Here is a 17713-nt window from a genome sequence, read left to right as displayed (position 1 = left end):
TTCAAAATGAAAAGCACCGAAGCGTTGCCAGGCGTGATCTGTTGCTTCACGACACATGCGAACGAGGCGACGATGTGTCGCGCTGCGCCCGCATGCGCACGGCATCACTGGCAGGCTTCGCAGCCGGGGTCGTCAATGGCGCAGAACTTCACGTCGGTCGCAGGGATGGCAGCAGCCTGCGCCTGCGCTGCGGCCACGGCAGCGTTCAGTGCCGAGCTTGGTGCCATCGTTCCCTCCCCCGTGTCGCTTGCGCCAGACGCGACGGCATTGAGCTGGCGTGTGTTCACGGTACTCATCTCCACATGCGTCGCGCTCTGCGTGCGCAGGTAGTAAGTGGTCTTCAGACCGCGTATCCACGCAAGCTTGTATGTCTCGTCGAGCTTCTTGCCTGAGGCGCCGGCCATATAGATGTTCAGGCTCTGCGCCTGGTCGATCCATTTCTGTCGACGCGCCGCCGCTTCGACGAGCCAGGTGGGAGCGACTTCAAAGGCCGTGGCATACAGTGCCTTGACGGTGAGGGGAACGCGGTCGATCGCGTGCAGCGATCCCTTGAAGTGCTTGAGGTCCATGAGCATCACGTCGTCCCACAGGCCCAGCTGCTTCAGGTCGCGCACCAGGTACTGGTTGATGACCGTGAACTCTCCCGAGAGGTTGGATTTGACGGAGAGATTGCCGAAGGAGGGCTCAATGGAGGCGTCCACGCCAACGATGTTAGAGATGGTGGCTGTGGGCGCAATGGCGATGCAGTTGGAGTTGCGCATGCCGTCTTGCGCGATCTTGGCGCGCAGCATGTCCCAGTCCAGACGGGTCGTACGGTCCACCTCCACGTATCCGCCACGTTCCTGCTCCAGCAACTGCAGTGAATCCAGCGGCAGGATGCCCTGGGACCACAGAGAACCCTGGTAACTGGAGTATTGGCCCCGTTCTTGGGCGAGATCGGTTGAGGCCCAGTAGGCGTAATAGCAGAGAGCCTCCATGGAGGTATCGGCAAACTCCACTGCGGCGTCGCTTGCGTAGGGGATGCGCAGTTCATACAGCGCGTCCTGGAACCCCATCAGGCCCAGGCCGACGGGGCGGTGGCGCAGGTTGGAGTCCTTGGCCTTCTGTACGGCGTAGTAGTTGATGTCAATCACGTTGTCCAGCATGCGCATGGCCGTGCTCACGGTTTTGCGCAGCTTGTCGTGGTCGATGCCTCCGTCCTTGAGATGGCGCGCGAGGTTCACCGATCCCAGGTTGCAGACGGCCGTCTCGGCATCGCTGGTGTTGAGCGTGATCTCGGTACAGAGATTGGAACTGTGCACTACGCCTACATGCTGCTGAGGAGAGCGGATGTTGCACGGGTCCTTGAAGGTGATCCAGGGATGGCCGGTCTCGAACAGCATGGACAGCATCTTGCGCCAGAGGTCGACGGCCGGTACGCGTTTGAACAGAGGCAGCTCGCCGCTCTCGGCCTTGGCCTCGTAGGCGATGTAGGCTTTCTCGAAGGCCTGTCCGTACAGGTCGTGCAGGTCAGGGACATCCGAGGGGGAAAACAGTGTCCACAGGCCCTTTTCCATTACGCGTTTCATGAACAGGTCGGGAATCCAGTTGGCCGTGTTCATGTCGTGTGTGCGTCGCCGGTCGTCGCCGGTGTTCTTGCGCAGCTCCAGGAATTCTTCGATGTCCAGGTGCCAGCTTTCCAGGTAGGTGCAGACGGCACCCTTGCGCTTGCCGCCCTGGTTCACGGCCACGGCCGTGTCGTTGACCACCTTGAGGAACGGCACCACGCCTTGCGACTCGCCGTTCGTGCCCTTGATGCGTGCACCGAGGGCGCGTACGCGTGTCCAGTCGTTACCCAGGCCGCCCGCGAACTTGGACAGCAGGGCGTTTTCCTTGATGGATTCGTAGATGCCCTCCAGCTCGTCGGGCACCGTCGTCAGGTAGCAGCTGGACAGCTGCGAGCGCAATGTCCCGCTGTTGAACAGCGTGGGCGTGCTGCTCATGAAATCGAAGGAGCTGAGCAGTTCGTAGAACTCGATGGCGCGGGCGTTGCGGTCGTCCTCGCGCAGCGCCAGGCCCATGGCCACGCGCATGAAAAAGGTCTGAGGCAGCTCGATGCGCGTTTTGCGCACATGCAGGAAGTAGCGGTCGTACAGCGTCTGTAGGCCAAGATAGTCGAACTGCAGGTCGCGCTCGGCCTTCAGTGCGCTTCCCAGGCGCTGCAGGTCGAATTCCATCAGGCGCGGGTCGAGCAACTCGTTGTCCACGCCCTGGCGGATGAACTGTGGAAAATTTTCGGCGTAGGCCAGGGCCATGTCGGCGGGATTCACGTCGCGGCCTAACACCTCGCGCACGATGGTGTGCAGCAACAGTCGTGCCGTCGCGTAGGTGTAGCCGGGATCTTTCTCGATCAGGGTGCGCGCCGCGAGGATGGATGCCTTGTACACCTCGTCCATGGGTACGCCGTCGTACAGGTTGCGCATGGTCTCCGCGATGATGGGCGCGGCCTGGACGTCCGATCCCAGGCCCGTGCATGCGGCTTCCACCAGGCTCTGCAGGCGCAGAATGTCAAGCTCCACGCGCTGACCTTGGTCCTGTACATACAGGGCCGGCATCTGGGGTAGCAGTTGTTCCTTCTTCTGTGCGCGTTCTTGCGCGCGGCGCTCGCGGTAGAGCACGTAGGCGCGTGCCACCTCATGATGGCTGCCTCGCATCAGGCCCAGCTCCACCTGGTCCTGCACGTCTTCAATGTGGAACGTTCCTCCTGCGGGGCGCGAGCGCATCAGCGCGCGCACGACTGCCTGGGTCAGCTGATCCACCACTTCGCGCACGCTCGCCGAGGCTGCTCCCTGTGCCCCGTGAACGGCCAGGAATGCTTTCATCATCGCCACGGCGATTTTTTGCGGCTCGAAGGGCACCACGGCGCCGTTGCGGCGGATGATCTGGTAGTGCATCAGTGGATGGGCCCCGGTCGGCGTGGCCGACGGGGTGGCCCGTGCAGGCGATGGGGTGTCAACAGGAGCGGATAGGGGCGCAGCGTGCATGGAGGTCCTCGGAGGTGTTCGGAGAAATGGCCAGGCGGACGGCAGTCACCTTCGGCCGGCGAAACGGCGGCGTAGACTGTCGCCGCACACTATATCTAGTGTGTGTTGATGGCTCAAGACACTAGGGGTAGTGTATCCCCGTAAGAGGCTGGCGAGATCGTTTCGACGTGATTGAACGCCTGGGCCTTCTACTGCCGTCGCAGCCCCCGTAGGATCAGGCCCGCATCCGACGGCTTGAGCCATGGTGCGGCATGCTGGCCGATCTTGCGCGCAAACGCGCGTGCAACTTCATCCTGAGCAGTGAAGGCGAGGCGAAGGCGCAAAGTGCGGCAATGCGTCCGGGTGGCTGGAGGGATCAGCACCCTGGCGGAAAAAGAACACCCGTGCCGGCGAAGGCTCCATGAAGTACACGCCAGTCAAACCCAGGGCCTGGGTCGTGTTTGCGTTCAGGGGCGATGTGCTCATGTCCCGCGATGTAGCGCACGGGGTAGCGCTGCCGCAGCGCCTTGCAAAGGGTCACAAGGGTGGCGTACTGCGCCTGCTCAAAGCTCCCACCTTCCAGCCCCTCGAGCTCAACGCCGATCGAGTCGTCGTTGCAGGCATCGCGCCCCCGGTAGTGGGAACGGCCCGCGTGCCAGGCGCGTCGGCCCACGTCCACGAACTGCCACAGCACACCTGCGCGCGTGATGAAGAAATGCGTCGACACTTCCAGGCCGCGAATCTGCTGGAAATAAGGATGGGCGTCCCAGTTCAGCCGGTTCATGAAAAGCCGGTGCACATGACCCCCGCCAAACTCTCCGGGGGGAAGGCTGATGGAATGCACCACGATGAGGTCCACGCTGGCCTGCGGGGGGCGTGGCCCGTGGTTGGGCGAGTCCATGCGTCTCGCATTCGCGTACCAGCCGCCATGCCAGGCAGGCCGCCGGGTCGCAGGCTCAGGGCTGCGCGTCGCCATGGCTGTCGCCGTCTTGCGGTACCTCGATGTGCAGCCGGGCAATCCGGTAACGGATTTGGCGCAGGCTGATGCCCAGGCGGGCTGCGGTGGCCGTGCGGTTGAAACCCGCCTCGCGCAGGGCGCGCACGAGTATTTCCCGTTCCTGCTGGTCGAGCCAGGCTTGCAGATCGTTGGGCAGGGGCATGCCTTCGCTGATGCCGGACCAACGAGGGGGCGCGTGCGGCTCAGCGGGCTGCGCGATGGCTGGTGCGGACGGTACGGGCTGCGGTAGGGGCGGCGGTGCCTCCACTGTGGAGGCTGGCGCGCCTTCAACGTGCAGCTCATGGCCATCGCTGAGGGCTACCGCGCGGTGCAGCAGGTTTTCCAGCTCGCGCACATTGCCGGTGAGCGGGTGCTGTGCAATGCACTGCAGCGCTTCCTCTGTCAGGTGGGGAACGGCCACCCCCGATTCTTGCTCGATACGGGCCAGCAAGGCCTCGCACAGCGCGGGCAGGTCCTCTCGCCGCTCGCGCAACGGTGGGATCAGCAGTTCGATGACATTCAGCCGGTAATACAGATCCTGGCGGAAGCGCCCCGCCTGCACGTCGGCGGCCAGGTCTCGGTGCGTGGCGCTGACGATGCGCACGTCCACGGCTTCTTCCTGCGTGGAGCCCAGGGGCCGTACCGTGCGCTCCTGGATCGCACGCAGCAGTTTGGATTGCATGGGCAGCGGCAGGTCGCCAATTTCGTCAAGGAACAGCGTGCCTCCACGGGCGGCCTGGAAGTAGCCCTCCCGGTCGTGCGTAGAGCCGGTGTAGGAACCCTTGCGCGCGCCAAAGAACTCTGCCTCCAGCAGGTTCTCAGGAATCGCGCCGCAGTTGACGGCGATCAGCGGGCCTTCGGAGCGCTGGCTGCTGGCATGCAGCGCGCGGGCCACCAGTTCCTTGCCCGTGCCTGACTCGCCACGCACCAGCACGGGGGCCATGCTGCGCGCCACCTTGGCGATGCGCTGCTTCACATTGCGCATGGCTTCGGAGTCGCCGATCAGGCGATCCAGCACAGGATCTTGCATGTCCGGCCACTGCGTGACATTGCGTGCGCCGGGGCGGGTGGCTTTGGGCGCCGCCAGTACGGCGCCAATACCCTGCACCGCCGAGGCCACCACGGCACGGAATTGCTTCAGGTCCACGGGCTTGGTCAGGTAGTCGAACGCGCCCGCGCGCAGCGCCTCCACCGCGTTCTCGGCCGATCCATAGGCCGTCATGACCACGCAGCGTTCACGCCGCTGCTGGCTGCGCAGGTCGTGCAGCAAGTCCATGCCGAAGCCGTCGGGCAGCCGCATGTCGGTGATCACGACGTCGAACTTCTGCGTCTGCAGCTGTTGGCGCGCGTCGTCCACGCTGGCGGCGGTCTCCACGCGGTAGCCTTCGCGCAGCAGGGTCAGCTCATAGAGGGTGCGCAGATCGGGTTCGTCATCAACGACAAGAATGGAGGCGGTGGATGCATTCATGGTCTGTGGGCCGTGTCAGACCACGATTGTGTCAAACAGTGATGCGCTGTCTGCAGGGCGCGAAAGGCTGCGGAAGGTCACAGTGAAGGCGTTTCCCGCCACCTCGCCGCGCGCCAGGCTGCGTGTGGTGCGCTGGTGACCGATGTCCGCCCCGTGGCGCTGGCACAGCTCGCGGCAGATGTACAAGCCCAGCCCGCTGGAGCGGCTTTCGGATGAGAAGAAAGGCTCGAACAGATGCCGCTCCACCGATTTGTCCAGCGGCGCGCCGTCGCTCCACACCTGCACGCCGGCCTTCCCGCCGGGGGTGGCGCGCGTCGCGAGGCACAGCGAATCGGGTTCGGGTCCCTTGTAGCGCAATGCGTTGTCCAGCAGGTTCACTAGCACACGCCGCAGGTGCTCGGCGTCGAACTCCACCTGCGCCGAGCCCGCGTCCAGTATCAGTTGCCCCTGGCGGCGTGCGGGGTCCTGCGCCGTCCAGTCGTTCCACACCTGCTGCACCATGGCATCCAGTGCCACGGTGGAGGAGCTGGCCTGGTGGATCTGGTGCTGCACGCGCGCGATGTCCAGTACGTCCTCCGTGATGCGCACCAGCCGGTCGGCGTTTTGACGCACCATGTGTGTCAGGCGCTTCTGTGTGGGGTCGTCCAGGTCTTCTTCCAGCAGTTCGTTGGCCTGCACGATCGCTGCCAGCGGGTTGCGGATCTCATGTGCCACGGCGGCCGACATGCGCCCCATGGCGGCCAGCTTCTCGGTGCGCAGGCGCGCTTCCATTTCGCGCAGGTCGTGCAGGAACATCACGCACAGCGGCTCCCCCGGAGAGTCGTCCGGGGCGTCCTGCGTGTGGGTGAGCCATGCGCGCACGCGCAGGGCCATGGGGATCTGGCCATCGTGCAGGACGTTGACATCGGCATGCTGGGGACGCTCCATCTGGAAAGTGGCGCACGCCAGGTCCATGAGGGGTTTGAAGGCCGCCGTGTGGGTGAGCGTCAGGGAGGAATCTCCGGAGATCTTGTGGCCGAGCATCAGCAATGCCGCGGGGTTGGCCAGGCGGACCTGGCCATGCAGGTCCAGCACCAGCACGCCATCGGCCACGTGCTGCATCACCAGGGCGCTGACTGCGCGGTGGGTGCGCGCATCCATCTGGCTGCGCCGGGCCATCTGCTGCTCGCTGGTGAGCTTGGCGGCCAGCAGGTGCACCAGATAGGCGACGATGAAGTAGCCGGTGCCTGTTAATGCCGCCTGCAGGTAGCGCTGCGTGCCGTCTCCGGCGCCGCCGTATGTGCCCAGCCACCAGGCCCAGGCCAGCAGCAGCAGCGTGGCGCCGGCTGTGGTTGCCAGAGCCAGTGTCAAGGATCCCAGCACGCCTGCCATCAGGACCGGAAGCCCGAACAACGGCGTGAAATTCAAGCCGCCCGACTGCTGCAGCGCCTGCAGCACGCTGACCAGCAACAGATCCAGCCCGATGGACGGCAACCACTGGATGCCGGGCCGCGGATCAGGGACGGCGCCGTGCCCCCACACCCGCAGCGCCACCGTGGCCACCAGGTAGCCCAGGCAGATGCTGAACAGCAGCGGTTCGCCGGCCTGGTTGAGTGCAATGCCCAGCAATTGCAGCAGCAGCAGCGCCAGCGCCACCATCACGCGCGCTGTGAGGAAGGCATTCCACAGGCGATGAAAGGGCAGGGGAGAGGCGGCGGCTGCCAGCTTGGAGGGCATTGGCTCAGGCGGGCCCACGGTCCCGGTGGGCGGTGCTGCAGTAGTACATATGCGCCCCCCCGGGCACGGCATCGCCACGTGGCAGGTGCACGCCGCAGTGGGCGCAGCGCACCATGTCCTGTGGCGGTGCGATGGGCGGACGCTGGGTGTTGCCTTGCCGCGGCGCAGACGCACGGCGCTGCGCGCGCCACACCGCGTAGACCACGGCCAGCACAGCGAACAGGACCAGGTATTTCATGCCGCCCGCCCCAGCACCACTTCCATCACGAAGCGCGAGCCCACGTAGGCCAGCAGCAGCAGTGCCGTGCCTGCATACAGCACGCGCACGGCGCTGCGGCCGCGCCAGCCAAAGCGCGAGCGGCCCAGCAGCAGCACTGCGAAGGTGATCCAGGCCAGCAGCGAGAACACGGCCTTGTGGTCCCACAGCCAGGCGCGGCCGTAGAGCTGCTCGCTGAACAGCCAGCCCGCCACCAGCGTGGCCGAGAGCAGCACAAAGCCCGCCGTCACGAAGCGGAACGTGAGCCGCTCCAGCGTCAGCAGCGGCATGCCGCTGTGCGAATCGGCTGCCAGGCGCATCTGGCGCTCGGCACGGCTCATGAGCCAGGCGTGCACCACCGCTGCGGCAAACAGGCCATAGCATGCAATGCCCAGCGTGAGGTGCAGCGGCAGCCAGGGCGAGGCGGATACGTGCAGTGGCCGGCCCGGAAACAGCGCCGCCACCAACACGGCCGCGCCGCCCAGCGCGCACAGCACCCAGCGCGCGCGCATCTGCGGAAACAGCTGCCGCTCAACGGCGTAGGTGGTCAGTACCAGCCAGGCCGTCATCGACAAGGCAGCGGCAAAGCCGAAATGCGGCGTGCTGCCCAGCAGGCCCCAGACCAGCGCGGCGCCATGCAGCGTCCAGGCAGGGGCCATGATGGCCAGTTGGCCGCGGCCTGTGGAGGTGCGCGGCGCCAGGGTTGCCGCCAGCGCGTAGGCGGCCGCGGTGGCCAGGGCGAGCAGCCAGCCGAGCGGGGAAGCACTGGGTAAAATCATGGGTTCGCAGTTTAGCCTTTCGCCCCTGGTCGTCGGGGCTGTGCCATCGGCCGGCATTACGCCCGGGCCGGTGCATCTGGAGCATTTGGCCATGGCCTCCGCACTCACCGAAAAACTCACCCGTCTCGTCAAGGAGATGCGCGGCCAGGCCCGCATCACCGAAGCCAACGTGCAGGACATGCTGCGCGAGGTGCGCATGGCCCTGCTGGAGGCCGACGTGGCGCTGCCCGTGGTGCGCGACTTCATCGCCCGCGTGAAGGAAAAAGCCCTGGGCCAGGAGGTGCTGGGTAGCCTGAAGCCCGGCCAGGCGCTGGTGGGCATCGTGAACAAGGAGCTGGCCGCGACCATGGGCGAGGGCGTGGCGGACATCAACCTCAACGCGCAGCCGCCGGCGGTGATCCTGATGGCCGGCCTGCAGGGCGCGGGCAAGACCACCACCACGGCCAAGCTGGCCAAGCACCTGATCGAAAAGCGCAAGAAGAAGGTGCTGACCGTCTCGGGCGACGTGTACCGCCCCGCCGCCATCGAGCAGCTCAAGACCGTGACCAAGCAGGCCGGCGCCGAGTGGTTCCCCAGCACGCCCGACCAGAAGCCGCGCGACATCGCCCTTGGAGCGCTGGACTACGCCAAGAAGCACTTCTTCGACGTGCTGCTGGTGGACACGGCCGGCCGCCTGGCCATCGACGAGGTGCTGATGCAGGAAATCAAGGACCTGCATGCCGTGCTGAACCCGGTGGAGACGCTGTTTGTCGTCGATGCCATGCAGGGCCAGGACGCGGTGAACACCGCCAAGGCTTTCAAGGAAGCGCTGCCGCTCACGGGCATCGTGCTCACCAAACTAGACGGTGACTCGCGCGGCGGTGCGGCGCTGTCGGTGCGCCAGGTGACGGGCGCGCCGATCAAGTTTGCCGGCGTGTCCGAAAAGATCGACGGCCTGGAGGTGTTCGACGCCGAGCGCCACGCGGGCCGCATCCTGGGCATGGGCGACATCGTCGCGCTGGTCGAGCAGGTCACGGCCGGCGTGGACATGGAGGCGGCGCAAAAGCTCGCCGCCAAGGTCAAGAGCGGCGACGGGTTCGATCTGAACGACTTCCTGGCCCAGTTGCAGCAGATGAAGCAGATGGGCGGCCTGTCCAGCCTCATGGACAAGCTGCCCGCGCAGCTCACGGCCAAGGCCGGTCAGGTGGACATGGACAAGGCCGAGCGCGACATCCGCCGCAAGGAGGGCATCATCTGCAGCATGACGGCGCTGGAGCGCCGCAAGCCCGAGCTCATCAAGGCCACACGCAAGAAGCGCATCGCCCAGGGCGCCGGCGTGCAGGTGCAGGAGGTCAACCGCCTGCTCAACGAGTTCGAGCAGATGCAGGGCATGATGAAGAAGATGAAGGGCGGCGGCCTCATGAAGCTCATGAAGAAGATGGGCGGCATGAAGGGCGGCCTGCCGGGCATCGGAGGCATGCCGCGGTTCTGAACAGGGGAGCGGTGACCGCTCCTATAAATAGAGCTGCTCGCGCTGGTATTTCAAGGGTTTCAGGCGAAAAACCATCGGAAATCCAGAGGTAGCAAGCGCTGGTAGCTATGGTTTTTGAGGGTCATCCGGCCGCGGTCGTGACCTCGCCCGTCACCACCTCGCCGCGCAGCGTGTAGGTACGCGCCTCGGTGATCTTCACGTCGATCATCTGGCCGATCAGCCGCTCGTGGCCGGGGAAGTTGACCACGCGGTTGCACTCGGTGCGGCCCATCAGCTCGCTGCCGTCGCGCTTGGATACGCCCTCCACCAGCAGACGCTGCACCGTGCCCACGCGCTCCTGGCTGATCTCCAGGATGTTGCGGTTGATCACGGCCTGCAGCTCCTGCAGGCGGCGCAGTTTCACCTCATGCGGCGTGTCGTCGTGCAGGTTGGCGGCGGGCGTGCCGGGGCGCGGGCTGAAGATGAAGCTGAAGGAATTGTCGAAGCGCACGTCGTGGATCAGCTTCATCATCTTCTGGAAGTCTTCCTCGGTCTCGCCCGGGAAGCCCACGATGAAGTCGCTGCTCATCGCCATGTCGGGGCGGATGGCGCGCAGCTTGCGGATGGTGCTCTTGTATTCCATGGCCGTGTAGCCACGCTTCATGGCCATCAGGATGCGGTCGCTGCCGTGCTGCACGGGCAGGTGCAGGTGGCTCACCAGCTTCGGGATCTTGGCGTAGGCCTCGATCAGGCGCGGCGTGAACTCGTTGGGATGGCTGGTGGTGAAGCGGATGCGCTCGATACCGGGGATTTCGGCCACGTACTCCAGCAGCAGCGCAAAGTCGGCTTTCTCCGCCGTGTCGCCCATGGCGCCCAAATAGGCGTTCACGTTCTGGCCCAGCAGCGTGACTTCGCGCACGCCCTGGTCGGCCAGGCCGGCCACTTCCACCAGCACGTCCTCGAACGGGCGGCTGACCTCTTCGCCGCGCGTGTAGGGCACCACGCAGTAGCTGCAGTACTTGGAGCAGCCTTCCATGATCGACACGAACGCGCTGGCGCCCTCCACGCGCGCGGGCGGCAGGTGGTCGAACTTCTCGATCTCAGGGAAGGAAATATCCACCTGCGGCCTGGCCTTGGCGGCACGGGCGTTGAGCAGCTCGGGCAGGCGGTGCAGCGTCTGCGGGCCGAAGACCACATCCACGAACGGGGCGCGCTTGATGATCTCCTCGCCCTCCTGGCTGGCCACGCAGCCGCCCACGCCGATGAGCACGCCCTTGTCCTTGAGGTGCTTGACGCGGCCGAGGTCGCTGAACACCTTCTCCTGCGCTTTCTCGCGCACCGAGCAGGTGTTGAACAGGATCAGGTCGGCTTGCTCCGGGTCGTCGGTGGGCTCATAGCCCTGGGCGGCGCCCAGCACATCGGCCATCTTGTCCGAGTCGTACTCGTTCATTTGGCAGCCGAAGGTCTTGATGAAAACTTTCTTGGACATGGCTTGTGTCTCTTCAATCTCGCGAAAGACCAGCCGCCGCGGCGCAGGCGGCAGCGGGGCGGTTGCGGGCTGGCCAGCGGGGCCGGCGAAACGCGAACGCGCGCCGGGCTTCAGCGCGGTGGATCAGCGCGGGTGTGTCAGCGCAGCGCGGCGGGCTTGGTGTCCCACTCGAAACGCACGTTGGTTTCGGTGTCGCTGCCCTTGCGGGGCAAGGCGGCCTCGGCGGGCGTGAGGATCCAGGCGGTGAGCAGCATGCCCGTGCTGGCCTCTGTCACGTAGTTCACCTTCAGCGGCTTGCCCTGCACGGTGTGGGTCATGACCAGCGCGTTCTGCGGGCTGAACAGGCGCATGCCCGGCGCCACCTGGATGGCATTGCCGTTGAGCAGGGCCGTCGTGCGGTCTTGGAAGTTCAGCGTGCCGCGCAGCGCATTGGCGGGGAAGGTGCGCGCAAGGCCGGTGGCCGCCACCGTCTGGGCCGTGGCGGCCGTGGACGCGGCGCCGCCCAGCAGTACCAGGCATGCGAGGGTCGCCAGCCAGGCGCCGCGGGTGCGGGTGGACGCGAAGGTGCGGGTGTTGCAGCGATTCATGGTGTACATCCAGGGGCTGAAACGAAAATTCTAGTGGCAGGCGCCGGCCCGCCACGCGGCTAAAGAAAAACCCGCAGCACCTGGGGCGCTGCGGGTTGTATCTGGTGGTGGTACCGGGACTTGAACCTGGGACATCAGCATTATGAATGCTGCGCTCTAACCAACTGAGCTATACCACCGAAGACGCGAATTATAGAACAAAAATTTATTGGTGCGTGAAGACTGCTGCGCGCTTGTTCACGAAGGCGTCCATGCCTTCCTTCTGGTCCTGGGTGGCGAACAGCGCATGGAACAGGCGGCGCTCGAACATCACGCCATCGCTCAAAGTCCCTTCGAAGGCGCGGTTCACCGATTCCTTGGCGGCCATCACGGCGATCTGCGAGAAACCGCTGATGACGAGGGCCGCACCCAGGGCTTCTTCCATCAGCTTGTCCAGCGGCACCACGCGGCTGACGAGGCCGGAGCGCTCGGCTTCCGTGGCGTCCATCATGCGGCCGGTGAGGGCCATGTCCATGGCCTTGGCCTTGCCCACGGCGCGCGGCAGGCGCTGCGTGCCGCCCGCGCCGGGGATCACGCCCAGCTTGATTTCGGGCTGTCCGAACTTGGCATTGTCCGCCGCGATGATGAAGTCGCACATCATCGCCAGCTCGCAGCCGCCGCCCAGGGCGTAGCCGCTCACCGCCGCGATGACGGGCTTGCGGATGCTGCGGATCTGCTCCCAGTTGCGCGTGATGTAGTCACCCTTGTAGGCATCGGCAAAGCTGTACTTGGCCATGGCGCCGATGTCGGCGCCCGCGGCGAAGGCCTTCTCGCTGCCCGTCAGGATGATGCAGCCGATCTTCTCGTCGGCGTCGAACGCCTTGAGGGCCTCGCCCAGCTCGGTCATGAGCTGGTCGTTGAGCGCGTTGAGCTGCTTGGGACGGGCGAGCGTGATGATGCCGACCTTGTCCGCTTCGGTGCGGACTTCGATGCATTCGTAGGCCAAGGTGATCTCCTGTTTGTAGTGGGTGGGATGCCGGGAATATACCCAAGCCTTCATGCCTGTGGGCCCGGCTGGGCCGGCCCCAGCCAGCGCTGGGCCACGGCGGCGTCCTGCACGTCCAGGCGCACCGTGTCAGAGGCCGCGCCGGCGCCTGGCAGAGTGAGCGCCAGGCGCATCAGACGCTGGTCACGCGCCACCAGGGCCGTGATCCGGGTGGCGCTGGCGGCGTACAGCGGCACATCGTCCAACTTGTGCAGGCGCCAGGCCTGGCCCGGCGTTTCCAGCGCCAGCCATTCGTCGCCGGCCATGAAGCCGGCGGCCTCTGCCGCACCGCCGCGCAGCACGGTCTTGATGTGTACGCCGTGGTTCTCGTTCACGCGCAGGCCCAGGCGCTGGGCGATCTGCGCGGGCTCCGCCTGCAGCCGGATGCCATGGGCAGCCAGCAGCTCGGCCAGCGGCAGCTCCGCCGTGCCGTGCGCCCACTGCCCGATCTCGCCGGACCAGTCGCGCCCCGACAACTCCTGCAAAACGGCCAGCAGGTCGGTCTCGGCCATGGGGCCGCCGCCGGTGCGCTGCCACAACGCGCGCATCACGTCGTCCAGCGTGGTGCGGCCTTCGCGGCGCAGCGCGAGGTCCAGGCACAGGCCCACCAGCGCGCCCTTGGTGTAGTAGCTCACGGTGCTGTTGGGCGTGTTCTCATCCTGGCGGTAGTACTTGACCCAGGCGTCGAAGCTGGCCTGCGCCACCGACTGCACCTGGCGGCCCGGCGTCTGCAGCATCTGGTTGATGTTCTTGGTCAACAGACGCAGGTAGGTGGCGTGGTCCACCAGGCCCGCGCGGCGCAGCAGCAGGTCGTCGTAATAGCTGGTGAAGCCTTCGAAAAACCACAGCAGCTCGGTGTAGTTCTCGCACGCGTAGTCGTAGCGCGCGAACTCGGCGGGGCGCAGGCGCTTGACGTTCCAGGTGTGGAAGTATTCGTGGCTGATGAGGCCGAGCAGGGTGGTGTAGCCCTCGGGCGTGGCGGCCTCGCCCACGCGCGGCAGGTCGCGCCGGCCGCAGATGAGGGCGGTGGAGTTGCCGTGTTCCAGCCCGCCGTAGCCGTCGTGCACCACGTTGAGCAGGAACACGTAGCGCGTGAACGGCGGCTGCTGCGCGCCATGCCAAAAGCGGATGGCCTCCTCGCAGATGCGCTGCACGTCGCGCAGCAGGCGTTCGCCATCCAACGACGGCGCGGCGCCGGCCACCACCAGCTGGTGCGCCACGCCGCAGGCGGTGAACTGGGCGCTCCAGAACGGGCCCATCTCCACGGGGCAGTCGACCAGTTCGTCATAGTTGCGTGCGCGGTACAGCCCGAAGCCGGACGGGGCGACCGCCACCGGCTCCAGCCCCGTGGCCAGCGACCAGCCGGCCAGCGCGGGCGGGCACGCGACCTCCAGCGTGTGAGGCGCGTCCTCTTGCCCGTGCACGCGCAGGCACAGGCTGGTGCCGTTGAAGAAGCCCCGCGTGGCGTCCAGCCAGGCGGTGCGCACCGAGGTGTCGTAGGCGGCGACCTCGTATCTCAGCACCAGCGGCGTGCCCGCCGTGCACTGCGCGCGCCAGCGGTGCTTGTCCAGCTGCAGCAGGGGCACGGGGTCGCCGCCCTGCTGCGCCTGCAGCGACTGCAGGTTCTTGGAGAACTCGCGCACCAGGTAGCTGCCCGGAATCCACACCGGCAGAGACAGCTCCTGCTGCGCCGCCGGCACCGCCACGGTGAGCGTGACGCGGTACAGGTGGGCGTGGGTCTGCGAGGGGTCGATGCGGTAGTGGACGGCGGCGGTGCTGGCGGCAAGAGACATGGCGGGATGCAGCGAGAGGGGGTGATATCAAAAAAATAGCTGCTCGCGCTTGCCGCACAAGGGTTTCAATATGAAATGTATTGAAAGTCCTCAGTGAGCAAGCGCTAGCAGCTCTCATATTTGCAGCGCATGCCGATGAAGGATGCGCGGTGGGCGGCAGTGGCGCCTTACTTCCCGGCAGCGGCCAGGCGCTTTTCCACGTCCTGCGCGCCGATGGCGCCGGGCACGCGCGAGCCGTCGGCAAAGATCAGCGTGGGCGTGCCGGTGATCTTGTGCTTGCGCCCGAACGCCAGGTTGCGCTGCAGCGCTGCCGTGTCGCAGCTGGCCGCTGCGGGCGTCTTGTCGCGCAGCATGTGGTCGTCCCACGCGGCCGCGCGGTCCTTGGCGCACCAGATGTTGCGCGACTTCTCGGCAGAGTCGGGGCTGAGGATGGGGTAGAGGAACAGGTACACCGTCACGTTGTCCACGTTCTGCATGTCCTTCTCGAAGCGCTTGCAGTAGCCGCAGTTCGGGTCCTCGAACACCGCCAGCTTGCGCTCGCCGTTGCCGCGCACCAGGGTGAAGGCGTCCTGCAGCGGCAAGGCCTTGAAGTCCACCGCCGTCAGCTTGTTGATGCGGTCCTCGGTGAGGTTGCGCCGCGCCTTGGTGTCGATCAGCTCACCCTGGATCAGGTAGTTGCCCTGGGCGTCGGTGTAGAACAGGTCGGTGCCGATGCGCACCTCGTACAGCCCCTTCATGGGCGTGGAGCGCACTTCGTCGATCTGCTGCAGCTGCGGGATGCGCTCGGCCAGCGCCTTGCGGATCGCTGCGTCCTGTGCCGATGCGTTCAGGCCCAGGCACAGGGCAGTGGCGGCCAGCAAGGTGGGGAGGAGTTTCATTGCGTTGGTTTCCGTTCTACTCAGAAAAAAGGGGGCTCGTCGTATCAGTCAGCGCCCATGGCCTGGCGGGCCACCCAGGCCTTGAGCGGGCCGCTGCGCTCGAAGCCCTTCATGCCCCAGTTGCGCAGCGCGGCCAGCGCGCCCTCGCGCCGGGTGAAGAGTTGCTGCAGGCCGTCCATGGCCATGCCCATCGGCAGCAGCGCGGCCTTGCGTTCGCGCTCGTAGCTGCGCAGCAGGCGCAGATCGCCCACGCTGCGCCAGGCCGCGCGCTCGTGCAGCACACGCGCCAGCGTGCGCGCGTCGCCCAGGCCCAGGTTCAGGCCCTGGCCGGCCAGGGGGTGCACGTTGTGTGCGGCGTCGCCGGCCAGTGCCCAGCTGCGGCGCGCACCCAGGGCGGACTGGCCGGGCAGGGCGCCGCACCAGTGGCGCGCCTGGGCCTGCTGCAGCGGCCAGCTGGCGCGCGGGCCCGCGAGCTGCAAAGCGCCCAGCGCATCGCGGCTGGCTTCGCGCAGGCGCTGGGTGAAGCTGCCCTCGTCGGCCTGCAGCCAGTGGGGAGCCTGCTCCTGCGGCACCGACCACACCACGGCCACGGCGCGCCCCTGGGCGCCGTCCAGCGGCAAGAAGGCGAGGATGCTGCCGTCGGGCAAGAACCACTGGCGCGCCACCTGGCCGTGGGGCCGCTCGCACACCAGCCGCGTGGCGATCGCGTGCTGGGCGTAGGGGGTGATGTCGAATTCGGCACCGAACTCGGCGCGCGTGCGGCTGGCGCGGCCTTCGCACACCACGGTGAGCGCGGCGTCCACGGGCGCGGCGACCGGCTCCACCAGCGGCTGAAAGCGCACGGCATCTGCCAGGCGCGCCTCCAGCGCGGGCACGTCCACGATCCAGGCCAGCGCGTCGTGGCCCTGCTGGGCCGCATCAAAGCGCACCTGGCCGTCCTGGTCGGCGTGCACCTGCATCTGCAGCACGGCCGTCGCATGCTGCGCGTCGGGCCAGCCGCGCACGGATTCCAGCAGCGCGCGCGAGGCGGCGTTGAGCGCGTAGGCGCGCACGTCGCCGTCGGAGGGGGCGCTCTCCGGCGGGCCCACCAGCGCCACGCGCAGGCGGTCGCGCGCCAGCAAGAGTGCCAAGGTGCGGCCCACCACGCCCGCGCCGCGGATACATACGTCAAATGTCTGCGCCATCCCGGGATTGTAGGAGCCGCGCTACGCCCCTGCGCCGGGTGGGGCGGCGGCACAATCGCGGGCCAATCCCCTCATCCATCGCCAGCGACAGGAGCAGCAGCGTGAGCTTTCGTGCAGACCATGATTTGACCGGTACCGTGGCCCGGCTGTTCATCCATCCCGTGAAGTCCTGCGCGGGCATCGAGGTGCAGAAGGCTCTGCTGACCGATACCGGGTTGGACCTGGACCGCGCCTGGATGGTGGTCGACGCGCAGGGCGTGTTCCTGTCGCAGCGCACGCTGCCGCGCATGGCGCTGATTCGCCCGCAGTTGCGCAGCGACGACCTGGTGCTGCGCGCGCCCGGCATGCTGGCGCTGCATGTGGCGCTGGACCGGGTGGAGCAGCCGGCCACCGTGCAGGTGTGGGACGACACCGTGCCCGCCTGGGACATGGGCGACCTGGCCGCGCAGTGGTTTTCGGACTTTTTGGGGCTGCGCTGCCGGCTGGTGCGGTTTGACCCGGAGCACCGCCGGCTGTCCAGTCTGCGGTGGACCGGCGGCATCGAGGCGCCCACCCAGTTCGCGGACGGCTTTCCGCTGCTGGTGGCGAGCCAGGGGTCGCTGGACGGCCTCAACGAGCGGCTGCTGGCCGCGGGCGAGGGGGCGGTGGGCATGGAGCGCTTTCGGCCCAACCTGGTGATTGCCGGGGTCGAGGCGCACGACGAAGACCGCATCGACGAGCTGTTCATCGGCACGGGCGAAGGCGAGGTGCGGCTGCAGCTCGTCAAGCCGTGCACACGCTGCCCCATCCCCAACATCGACCCCGCCACGGCCGAGAGCACCCCGGCCGTCAGCACGGCCCTGCGCCGTTACCGCCAGGACCCGCGCATGGACGGCGCGATCACCTTCGCCATGAATGCCATCGTGCGCGAGGGCACGGGCACGGTGCTGCGCGTGGGCCAGCCCGTGGCGGCCAACCTGCGGTTCGACTGAGGGGGGCCCTGCGGGGGCGCCCGGCGAGGGGAGCGCCTGCGGGGCATTGGCCCGCGCGCGCTTCGCTGCATACCCCCTCCCGTAAAATGGCGGGTTTGTCTCCCGAACCTACGAAAGCC

Annotated in this window: 14 protein-coding genes and 1 tRNA gene; 2 read left to right on the top strand and 13 right to left on the bottom strand. The window is 66.9% G+C overall.

The features are described from left to right. Positions 1–104 precede the first annotated feature (104 nt). From HND92_RS16190 to HND92_RS16165, 6 genes are all read right to left on the bottom strand, one after another. The gene (locus HND92_RS16190) at positions 105–3023 is read right to left on the bottom strand and encodes a ribonucleoside-diphosphate reductase subunit alpha (protein WP_135148845.1); all 2919 of its coding nucleotides are present in this window, start codon (positions 3021–3023) and stop codon (positions 105–107) included. A 355-nt stretch (positions 3024–3378) separates the two neighbouring features. Then, positions 3379–3978 (bottom strand): 1,6-anhydro-N-acetylmuramyl-L-alanine amidase AmpD, encoded by a 600-nt coding sequence (gene ampD / locus HND92_RS16185; RefSeq protein WP_172208458.1) that lies wholly within the window; start codon positions 3976–3978, stop codon positions 3379–3381. Next, the gene (locus tag HND92_RS16180) at positions 3959–5467 is read right to left on the bottom strand and encodes a sigma-54 dependent transcriptional regulator (RefSeq protein WP_135148847.1); all 1509 of its coding nucleotides are present in this window, start codon (positions 5465–5467) and stop codon (positions 3959–3961) included. The genes ampD and HND92_RS16180 overlap by 20 nt, the downstream gene beginning before the upstream one ends. 15 nt (positions 5468–5482) lie before the next feature. Then, complete coding sequence (locus HND92_RS16175) at positions 5483–7183, bottom strand: PAS domain-containing sensor histidine kinase (RefSeq protein ID WP_172208456.1); 1701 nt, start codon at positions 7181–7183, stop codon at positions 5483–5485. 4 nt (positions 7184–7187) lie between these two features. Beyond that, positions 7188–7421 carry a PP0621 family protein gene (locus HND92_RS16170; RefSeq protein ID WP_172208454.1) on the bottom strand — a complete coding sequence of 78 codons (234 nt, stop codon included), beginning with the start codon at positions 7419–7421 and terminating at the stop codon, positions 7188–7190. After that, the gene (locus HND92_RS16165; RefSeq protein WP_172208452.1) at positions 7418–8218 is read right to left on the bottom strand and encodes an inner membrane protein YpjD; all 801 of its coding nucleotides are present in this window, start codon (positions 8216–8218) and stop codon (positions 7418–7420) included. Before HND92_RS16165 ends, HND92_RS16170 begins: the two co-directional genes overlap by 4 nt. A 91-nt stretch (positions 8219–8309) precedes the next feature. Here HND92_RS16165 and ffh point away from each other — a divergent pair, with 91 nt between their 5' ends. Next, positions 8310–9689 carry a signal recognition particle protein gene (gene ffh, locus HND92_RS16160; RefSeq protein WP_011806721.1) on the top strand — a complete coding sequence of 460 codons (1380 nt, stop codon included), beginning with the start codon at positions 8310–8312 and terminating at the stop codon, positions 9687–9689. Positions 9690–9810: 121 nt separating this feature from the next. Here the strand turns inward: ffh and miaB are convergent, their stop codons facing one another. From miaB to HND92_RS16125, 7 genes are all read right to left on the bottom strand, one after another. Next, complete coding sequence (gene miaB / locus HND92_RS16155; protein WP_172208444.1) at positions 9811–11157, bottom strand: tRNA (N6-isopentenyl adenosine(37)-C2)-methylthiotransferase MiaB; 1347 nt, start codon at positions 11155–11157, stop codon at positions 9811–9813. Positions 11158–11294: 137 nt separating this feature from the next. Then, positions 11295–11744, bottom strand: coding sequence for a hypothetical protein (locus HND92_RS16150; protein ID WP_172208442.1), 450 nt, complete (start codon positions 11742–11744; stop codon positions 11295–11297). Between the two features lie 102 nt (positions 11745–11846). Further along, positions 11847–11923 (bottom strand) — tRNA-Met (locus tag HND92_RS16145). A 26-nt stretch (positions 11924–11949) separates the two neighbouring features. Continuing rightward, positions 11950–12729: an enoyl-CoA hydratase gene (locus HND92_RS16140; RefSeq protein WP_015914224.1), complete on the bottom strand. Its 780-nt coding sequence runs from the start codon at positions 12727–12729 to the stop codon at positions 11950–11952. 50 nt (positions 12730–12779) lie between these two features. Then, positions 12780–14561, bottom strand: coding sequence for a M61 family metallopeptidase (locus HND92_RS16135; RefSeq protein ID WP_172208440.1), 1782 nt, complete (start codon positions 14559–14561; stop codon positions 12780–12782). A 167-nt stretch (positions 14562–14728) separates the two neighbouring features. After that, positions 14729–15439, bottom strand: a complete 711-nt coding sequence (locus HND92_RS16130; protein ID WP_011806716.1) for a DsbC family protein — start codon at positions 15437–15439, stop codon at positions 14729–14731. Between the two features lie 44 nt (positions 15440–15483). Further along, entirely contained in the window at positions 15484–16623 is a 1140-nt protein-coding gene (locus HND92_RS16125; protein WP_172208438.1) for an FAD-dependent monooxygenase, read from the bottom strand. A 101-nt stretch (positions 16624–16724) separates the two neighbouring features. Between HND92_RS16125 and HND92_RS16120 the strand changes: the two genes are divergently transcribed. Further along, a complete protein-coding gene (locus HND92_RS16120; protein WP_172208436.1) occupies positions 16725–17594 on the top strand; it encodes an MOSC domain-containing protein in 870 nt (289 codons plus the stop codon). Positions 17595–17713 lie beyond the last annotated feature (119 nt).

This window comes from Diaphorobacter sp. JS3050, from assembly GCF_013154915.1.
In the GTDB taxonomy this organism is placed as follows: Bacteria; Pseudomonadota; Gammaproteobacteria; order Burkholderiales; family Burkholderiaceae_C; genus Diaphorobacter; species Diaphorobacter nitroreducens.
Note: the sequence above shows the minus strand (reverse complement) of the source record. Positions and strands in the feature narration are given on the sequence as shown.